The following is an 8593-nucleotide window of genomic DNA, read 5'->3' on the forward strand; positions in this document are numbered from 1 at the left end:
ATGTAGTACACATCATATTTATGTTTCCATACGGCATCTTCTACTGATGCACCGTAAGGGTACTTCACTTGAGCAAGCCCTGTAACTCCCGGTTTCACCGCATGACGAAAACGGTAGTAGGGAATTTGCTTTTCAAGCTCATCAATAAATACTTCACGTTCTGGCCGTGGGCCAACCATCGACATTTCCCCTTTTAATACATTGATTAATTGAGGAAGTTCATCAATTCGTGTTTTACGAATGAATTTGCCCACTTTGGTCACACGTGCATCATTTTTTGTTGCCCATTGCGCGCCATTTTTTTCTGCATCATTACGCATTGAGCGAAACTTAATCACTTCAAATTCTTTGTTGTATTGTCCTGTCCGTCGTTGTTTGAAGAAAACAGGACCGGGTGATTCTAGTTTAATGAGAAGCGCGGTGATTAGCCCAACGGGTATTGCGACAGTCGATAAGCTGAAAACAAAAAAGAGATCAATAAAACGTTTTTCTCGGCTATGTCTTTTGTTTGATAAAATAGAAAAGGCTTTTTGGTGCAGGAAGTAACCACTGTGCAGTAGCTCTGTTTCTGTATAGCCTACTTTTCGGTCAAAATAGCTGACCAGTGGCTCAACCCATGCACCAAACTCGGTCGCAGCGATTAAAAATAGCTGTTGACGTTTAGACAAATTCGCACTTTTAAAATGACAAAGTGTTTTATTTTTAAAATCGACTAAGTTGTAGTTGTTTACTTGGTAGTGAATTGGATGACGAGAGAGCACTGTGTGAATTTTGCTCGCATCTTCATCTGGACAATAAATGTACACTATCTCATTGACCAAACTATCAATCGTTTGATCTTGTCCATCGTAATCGCCTAATTCAGAGAGTTCAGCAACGGATTCACGGTGTTGTGTTGACTCATTAAAAATATCAGTCATAGCCTTAGTCTTTCTGGTTTATTAATTTAATAACCTAGCGCGATTATATTATCATTGATTTCTTATGCTTTCCTGCAAGGATATACCTACTTTGTAGGAATATTCCTATTTGGGCGGGCAGTATAGACTATTTTTCTGATATGTCATACCAATTACATTTATTATCCCCGGTATACCGATTCTTCTTATGTATATATATCCGAGTATTTGGTGTTGAAAATTAATCAATATTGATGATTTTGAAATTAATACAATCAATTTATAAGGATGGCATCGCGTTTTGCAACAGTGAGTGATATTTTTTGTCGAAACACTAACCATGTTATGTTGTTTATTTAACCGCTAAATATGCGAGTAAACATAAATTCAGGAGAAGAATATGGATATTATTCACCATGGTGGAAAAGAGACCGTCACGGGCTCTTGTCATGAGCTGAGGCTTGGGAAGAAAGGGATTTTGGTTGATTGCGGCTTATTCCAAGGGCGTGATAGCCGACTAATGGCGATTGATTTTCCATTAACTCATCTGCAGGCATTGTTGTTAACTCACTCGCATATTGATCACATCGGCCGTATACCTTGGTTATTAGAGGCTGGTTTTCATCAGCCTATTTATTGCACACCCGCTACCGCAGAATTACTCCCATTAATGTTAGAAGATGGGTTAAAGCTTCAACTTGGTTTAGGGCAAGCACAGCGTACAAGAATATTAGAAAGGCTGAATAAACAAATAAAGCCGATGAATTATGGCGTGTGGCAGCGTATTTCTCGTGATTTAGACAATACTTATTTTCGCTTTACGCCTGCGGGCCATATTTTAGGCTCAGCGTTTATTGAAGTGAAACTGCCAAATAATGAAATTGTCCTGTTTTCAGGGGATTTAGGTCCCAGCAACACACCGTTATTGCCGGACCCAGTCTCCCCGCCTCGCGCTGATTATCTGCTGATTGAATCAACCTACGCGAACAAAACCCACGACAATGTTCAGCTGCGGGCGCAGCGCTTAAAGGACATCATCAACCGTTCTTTACAAGACGGTGGCACCATTTTAATTCCAGCATTCAGTGTGGGCCGAACGCAAGAGCTGCTGTTTGATATTGAACAATTGATCTTCAGCGGTGAAATCGATGGCAATATTCCGATTATTTTAGATTCACCCATGGCGCAACAGGTGACGAAATCTTACCGAAAGTTTAAAAAATTGTGGGGAAAAGAGGCGAAAAAGCGTTTGGATGCACAAAGACATCCGCTTGCGTTTGAACAGTGTATTACCGTTCAAGATCATCGAAGCCATCAAGCATTGGTCAACCGTTTAGCCTCAACAGGGGAAGCGGCGATTGTGGTGGCCGCGTCTGGCATGTGTGAAGGTGGCCGAGTGATGGCCTATTTAAAAGCGCTGTTGCCTGATAAAAGAACCGATGTGATCTTTGCGGGCTTCCAAGCTCAAGGCACTCTGGGCCGAGCAATTGCGCAAGGCGATCACTCGGTGATGATCGATGGCGATGACGTGCTGGTGAATGCACAGGTTCACAGTATGTCGGGTTATTCTGCCCATGCCGACCAAGCCGATTTGTTGCGCTTTATTGAGGGCATTGCGACCAAGCCTAAGCAAATTCATTTGATTCATGGAGAGCCCACCACAAAGCAAGCTTTTGCGGTTACGTTGCGCAGTTTAGGTTATGAGGTGATAGATTGAGCGCAATGTTTTGCCGTGTTAATTGCATTGTTAATAGCAGTAACTTACTTTTAATAGGTGTAAAAGATTTGTATCCATTAGCAACTAAACGATAACGCTTTGTGGCTTAGATTGTGGCTTGGACTTTTTGTCGGTTAATTACGACGCGGTGTGAGTGCAAAGTGTACATGTGTAGTGGGCGATTCTTACAAACAAAACCTAATCTATTTCACCAATGGGGGTGAGTTGTGAATCTATCGTTAAAAGGTAAGTTGATAATGACAAGTTTGCTTGTTGTTATTGTGATGGCGGTGGTGTTGACGTTACTGTCGGCAAATTTATTGAAAGATGAAACGGAGAGTGGCATCAAGGAAAGGGTGTATGGTATCTCGAAATCGGCAACGAGTTCGATTACCCAATGGTTGGATGTTCGTAGCAAAGTCATTAGTGCGGTGATCCCTCACACAATGAAGGAAGATTCACTGCCTTTTTTACAGCAAGCTCAGCAAGGTGCACAGTTTGATTTACTCTATTTCGGCACTGAGCAAGGCACCATGCACCGTTCTATTCCGTCTCGAGGTGCAGACAATGCAAGCTATGATCCTCGGACAAGAGGATGGTATCAAGAAGCGAAAAATAGCTCCGGCACGATATTAACTGCCGCTTATGCCGATGCGATCACGGGCGCTTTGATGGTAACGCTCGCTGAACCGATTAAGAAAGACGGACAGTTTTGGGGCGTTATTGGTGCTGATGTGTTAATTGATCAGTTAGTGAAGGATGTCATTGCGATTGATGCAGGGGCAAAATCAAACGCTATGTTGGTTAATCGTGATACAGGGTTAATTGTTGCACACCGTAATAAAGATTTGATTCTCAAACCGCTGGCTTCTTATAGCCCTAACCTAACGCAACAAGTCATCGACCGCTCAATGGCAGAGAATAAAATACAAACCGTGATGGTTGGTGATGTCGAAAAATTATTATTCTTTACCGCCGTTCCTGAGACTGACTGGGTGCTCGGCATTGAGCTCGATAAAGAGGTGGAGTACACCAATATTGGCGCGCTCTTTATGCAGTTAACCTCGATATCAGTCGCCATTACAATTTTGGTCGTGATTGTGTTTTCGGCATTGGTTGGCTTCTTACTGCGTGACTTGGGCCGAGTTTCCCAAGCATTGGCGGAAATTGCAGACGGTGATGCTGACCTTACGCAGCGCATTGAACCACGTTATCAAGATGAAGTAGGCGCACTGGCGAATAACTTTAATCAGTTCGTCGGTAATATGCACGGCATGATCAAGCGTTTCCATGAAGTGTCGCAAGGGTTAACACTGCAAGCAGAAAACACCGCTGCGCAAGCCCATGAGCGTACCCGACGCATTATGGTGCAACAAGATGAAATCAACATGGTGGCCACTGCAATTAACGAAATGGCAGCCGCCACGCAAGAGATTGCAGGCAATGCAGATAATACAGCGGCCACGTCTTTGGATACGGTGAAAATTTCTAACCACGGCGTTGAGCAGGTGAAAAATACTCAACAGTCGATCAGTGAGTTGTCGAAAGAGATGACGGTAGCCAAAGAAGTCATTGAGAACTTGAATCAGCACGCACAAAACATCAATACGATCTTGTCGGCGATTCAGGGCATTGCTGAGCAAACCAACTTACTGGCACTGAATGCGGCGATTGAAGCGGCAAGGGCGGGTGAGCAAGGGCGTGGATTCGCGGTGGTAGCGGATGAAGTTCGAGTACTCAGCCAACGAACGCACAGTTCGACGCAAGAGATTCAACAGACGATTGAAACGTTGCAGAAAACCACGACTCAGGCCGTGAACATCATGACTGAGAGTAGCAAGCTTTCCGAAAGTAGCGTGGAAGATGCTAACGTGGCCGCGCAAAGCTTAGTGAAAATTGGTGAAGCGGTCGGCACGATCAGCGATATGGCAACCCAAATTGCAACCGCCGCAGAAGAACAGGCGTCAGTCACAGAGGAAATTACGCGTAATACCCAAGGTATACGTGATGTGTCTGATGAACTGGCAAAAGAAGCGCAAGAAGCTTCCCAACAAGCTGAATTGCTTTCTAGTTTATCTAAAGAGCTTCAACAAGAAATTAACCGCTTTAAGCTGTAACCCTTCTCGATCACTTTACGATTAAACCTCCCCCATTAGGGGGAGGAAATTCAGGCAATGTCACGTTTACCTTGCGAGTGCTTGAAAGTCACTCCCAGTTGGCGCTTGCGAAACGCGCAGGCCGAAGTCAGGAAGCACGGCGTAAATGTGGTCAAAAATATCCGATTGAATACCTTCATATTCGACCCACACGACCGTATTGGTGAAACAATAGATCTCCAGCGCGACGCCATCGTGCGTGGGGGCCAGTTGGCGCACCATTAATGTCATGCCTTGGTGAATTTGGGGATGGTTACGCAAGTAACGTTCTAGATAGGCACGAAAACTGCCAATGTTGGTTAAGCGGCGGCCATTGATGCGGCAGGCTAAATCGAGTTGGCTCATCTGATTATAGGCGTTGAGCTCTTGTTCTTTTTCGGCCAAGTAGGGCTCTAAAAGTTGTGCTTTGCGTAGGTAGCTTTGCTCTTCTGGCGTCAGAAAGTGAATGCTATTGGCATCAATTAATACGCTGCGTTTAATGCGTCGGCCGCCTGATTCTTGCATCCCTTTCCAGTTTTTAAACGAATCAGAGATCAAGGCATAAGTCGGAATAGTGGTGATGGTTTTATCCCAGTTTTGCACTTTGACTGTGGTCAGGCTAATGTCGATGACGTTACCGTCTGCGCCATATTTGGGCATTTCGAGCCAGTCACCGACGCTTAGCATTTGGTTCGCTGAAAGCTGAATTCCCGCCACTAATCCTAAAATCGGGTCTTTAAATACCAGCATGATGACCGCCGTCATCGCACCTAAACCGCTCAGCAGTAGCACTGGTGATTTGCCAATTAAAATCGATGTCGCAAACAGTGCGGCGATAACAAATGCGATGATTTTGATGCTTTGAATAATGCCTTTGAGCGGAATGTTACGGCTGGTTGCGCTGCGATAAAGTAACGTTTCCACCACATTGAGCAGAGCGTAACTGCTTAACAGGCCAAAGAGAATAATCCACAGTAAGGTCAATGTATGCAGCAGTTCGTAAGTCGCACTGGCGTGGCTAAGCCATAACTGAGTTTGGATTGAAATGACAATCCCTTGAATTAACAAGGCAAAGCGGCTGAAAAGCTTTTTGCTAAACAGAATGTTTTGTAAAACTTGTGCGTTGGTTGTGCGCCGCTGTAGCCATAGGCTCACCCCTCGGTGCAACACTAAATGGATAACGATAGAAATAAGCGCGATAAGCCCAAGTGCTTCAGCAATCGGCAGCAGTTGTTCTAAATTAATGTTCAGTGATTGTAGCCACGAAGTGATGGCTGAAGGCATGATTTGCTCCTTGTGTCATTAGGCGATACCGTTCCTGTTTTACCGCATTAACCCGTGTTCGATGCGGCAGTGTATTCTCGACAGCAATGGCAAGTGGTTTGCGTGTCTATAGTAACATTGAGTTAAGGTTTCCCTAGGCTTAGTGCCGATTATTAACCGCTATTTGACCTAATAGCCTTTTTCAAAATCAATTCTGTTTTCAAGTTGGAACCCGTCGCGCCACAAGCCGTAATTACGGGTGAAAATCTCAACCACTTGCTCAGGAAAACTCACTGCTGCGATGTGCGGGGTAAGGCTAATGGCAGGGTGCGTCCAGAACGGGTGATCTTCGCTTAATGGCTCTTTTTCAAACACATCGAGGTAGGCGTGTTGAATGTGCCCCTCTTCAATCAATGCAATCAAATCACTCTCAACAAGGTTTTTACCGCGCCCGACATTAAACAGCAATGCATTGTGGCAATGGCTCAACGTACTTTGATTGAGCAAGCCTTTGGTGTGCGGCGTGTTGGGTAACGTACTGACCACAACCTCCGCGTGGGCGAAGGCAGTAGCAAGCTCGTTAATGTGATAGGTTTTATCAAACCCCCCATTTTTGGCTGGGATGCCAGTGCGGTTGACGCCAATCACGTGCAAACCAAAGGCTTTGGCTACTTTCGCTAAATGGCTGCCAATCGAGCCTGTGCCGAGGATCACCATGGTTTTATCATTGATCGATTGATAAGGGTGGGTCTGCCACTGTTTAGCCGCTTGTTGCTGCGCGTAGCAAGCAAAGTGGCGAAAGTGTGCAATCAGGTTGCCCAGAACGTATTCAGCAATTTGCTGGCCGAAGATGCCTTTAACGTTGGTGAGCTCATAATCTTGACGAAGTTGTGGCGACATTAAGGTGTCGACGCCTGCATATTCCGAGTGCAACCATTCCAGTTGCGGAAAATCGTCCAAATACTTTGCCGCCAGTGGTGGCGCGGCCAGCAAAATGGTTGCTTCGCTGCGATCGTCAGTGATGGTTAAGCCGCTCAACTGCGCCTGTTCAATCGCTTGTCGATAAATATCGTTGTGTTCGGTCAGAATATAGAGTTTATGAGTGAAATTGTTCATCGGCTTTGCTTTTTTCCCTGTTGGTTATCAAGTACACTTCCGCTGTCTTTTTCTGCTGCGATTGAGTGATTATGCTACAAAACCCTCTGCAGGTTCGTCTTGAGAAATTTGAACCTTGGCAACAAATTACTTTTATGGCGTGTTTGTGTGAACGTATGTACCCGAACTATGCCATGTTTTGCGACAATACTGAATTTGCTCACACGCGAGTATATCGAGATATTCTCGACAGTGTTTGGGAATTGCTCACGGTAAAAAGTGCCAAAATCAATTTCGAGAACCAATTGGAGAAGTTGGAAGAGATCATTCCAAGCCCAGAAGATTTTGATGTTTACGCTGTGTACCCAGCAATTGATGCGTGTGTGGCTTTGTCTCACCTACTTCACGGCCTGCTTGATCGCGATTATCTGTATGAAAACATGCAAAAAATCAGTCAGGTGTCGGTGCTGACAGTGGCGCAGTTAGAAGAAGCGCAAACGGGCGAAGAGATCACCAACGACAATCAAAAACAAAATGAAGCGGTCTGCGCCGAATGGGATGTGCAGTGGGCTATTTTCCGCCCTCTGCGTGAAGCCGTAGAGCGAGATATTGATTTGATTAAAGACCTACGCCAAGAGCTACGCGACGAAGGCGTGAGCAACATTGGTGTGAGTTTGTAGTACACCCCCTCCTAACCTCCCCCTAGAAGGGGGAGGGACTAAAAGCGCTCTCGTCTACCTTGAAGGGGAGAGACTAAAAGCATGTTCGTTTTGGGTGCTGAAATGTGCTGATTTCAGTGATCGCTTTTAAATTCCGTACATCTACCTAACTTTCCTCTAGAAGGGGAGGGACTAAAAGCACTCTCGTCTACCTTGAAGGGGAGAGGCTAAAAGCATGTTCGTTTTGGGTGCTGAAATGTGCTGATTTCAGTGATCGCTTTTAAATTCCGTACATCTACCTAACTTTCCTCTAGAAGGGGAGGGACTAAAAGCGCTCTCGTCTACCTTGAAGGTGGATGGGCAAAAGCGCGTTCGTCTTCCTGAAAAAGGATTGATAAAAGCGTTCGTTTCGGTGCCGAAAAGGGCTGATTACAGTGATCGCTTTTAAATTCTGTACACCCCCTCCTAACCTCCCCCCTAAAAGGGTGAGGGACTAAAAGCGTTCGTTTCGGTGCCGAAAGGTACTGATTACAGTGATCGCTTTTAAATTCCCTCCCCTTTGAGGGGAGGGTTAGGGTCTGTCTCTTGATCACAAGTCTGGTGAATCAAGAGACTTAGCCAGTTCATACCCTTCAAGGATGGTTTGTAACCTAAACCATCCTTGCCATAATGTCTTTATAGAAGCACGACCCGTTCGCTTTGTATTCTTCCAACCCCCTAATCGAGCAATACCTCTGTAAGCCCATGATATGTCCGGAGCTTCCTTCGGTAGCCCTTTTCTTTCTAGCTTTAGCCACATTAGCTTCCATGCTTTGCCTTTTAATA

General features: G+C 45.2%; 7 protein-coding genes. 3 read left to right on the forward strand and 4 right to left on the reverse strand.

Going from position 1 to position 8593, the window contains the following annotated elements; genetic code table 11:
• On the reverse strand, positions 1 to 920 hold a 920-nt coding region (locus tag B9J84_RS02125; protein ID WP_094123433.1), incomplete at its 3' end, for a sugar transferase.
• 379 nt (positions 921 to 1299) lie between these two features.
• On the opposite strand from B9J84_RS02125, the gene B9J84_RS02130 reads away from it, so the two are divergent.
• Together B9J84_RS02130 and B9J84_RS02135 are read left to right on the forward strand one after the other, a co-directional pair.
• The gene (locus tag B9J84_RS02130) at positions 1300 to 2616 is read left to right on the forward strand and encodes an MBL fold metallo-hydrolase RNA specificity domain-containing protein (protein ID WP_094123434.1); all 1317 of its coding nucleotides are present in this window, start codon (positions 1300 to 1302) and stop codon (positions 2614 to 2616) included.
• 227 nt (positions 2617 to 2843) lie between these two features.
• Complete coding sequence (locus B9J84_RS02135; RefSeq protein ID WP_017048465.1) at positions 2844 to 4733, forward strand: methyl-accepting chemotaxis protein; 1890 nt, start codon at positions 2844 to 2846, stop codon at positions 4731 to 4733.
• A gap of 66 nt (positions 4734 to 4799) precedes the next feature.
• On the opposite strand, the gene B9J84_RS02140 is transcribed toward B9J84_RS02135, so the two are convergent.
• Both B9J84_RS02140 and B9J84_RS02145 read right to left on the reverse strand, forming a co-directional pair.
• Positions 4800 to 6035, reverse strand: a complete 1236-nt coding sequence (locus B9J84_RS02140) for a mechanosensitive ion channel family protein (protein ID WP_013855795.1) — start codon at positions 6033 to 6035, stop codon at positions 4800 to 4802.
• Positions 6036 to 6203: 168 nt separating this feature from the next.
• A complete protein-coding gene (locus B9J84_RS02145) occupies positions 6204 to 7130 on the reverse strand; it encodes a D-2-hydroxyacid dehydrogenase (protein WP_094123435.1) in 927 nt (308 codons plus the stop codon).
• Between the two features lie 71 nt (positions 7131 to 7201).
• Between B9J84_RS02145 and B9J84_RS02150 the strand changes: the two genes are divergently transcribed.
• Positions 7202 to 7789, forward strand: coding sequence for a YjaG family protein (locus B9J84_RS02150; protein WP_094123436.1), 588 nt, complete (start codon positions 7202 to 7204; stop codon positions 7787 to 7789).
• 568 nt (positions 7790 to 8357) lie between these two features.
• On the opposite strand, the gene B9J84_RS02155 is transcribed toward B9J84_RS02150, so the two are convergent.
• Positions 8358 to 8593: IS4 family transposase (locus tag B9J84_RS02155; RefSeq protein WP_404206167.1), on the reverse strand; the 236-nt coding region annotated here is incomplete at its 5' end.

This window comes from Vibrio sp. V03_P4A6T147, from assembly GCF_002241085.1.
Lineage (GTDB): Bacteria > Pseudomonadota > Gammaproteobacteria > Enterobacterales > Vibrionaceae > Vibrio > Vibrio anguillarum.

Coding starts and splice junctions, on each gene's coding strand:
- B9J84_RS02145 (WP_094123435.1), bottom strand. CDS start 7,130: ATGAACAATTTCACTCATAAACTCTATATTCTGACCGAACACAACGAT.
- B9J84_RS02140 (WP_013855795.1), bottom strand. CDS start 6,035: ATGCCTTCAGCCATCACTTCGTGGCTACAATCACTGAACATTAATTTA.
- B9J84_RS02130 (WP_094123434.1), top strand. CDS start 1,300: ATGGATATTATTCACCATGGTGGAAAAGAGACCGTCACGGGCTCTTGT.
- B9J84_RS02150 (WP_094123436.1), top strand. CDS start 7,202: ATGCTACAAAACCCTCTGCAGGTTCGTCTTGAGAAATTTGAACCTTGG.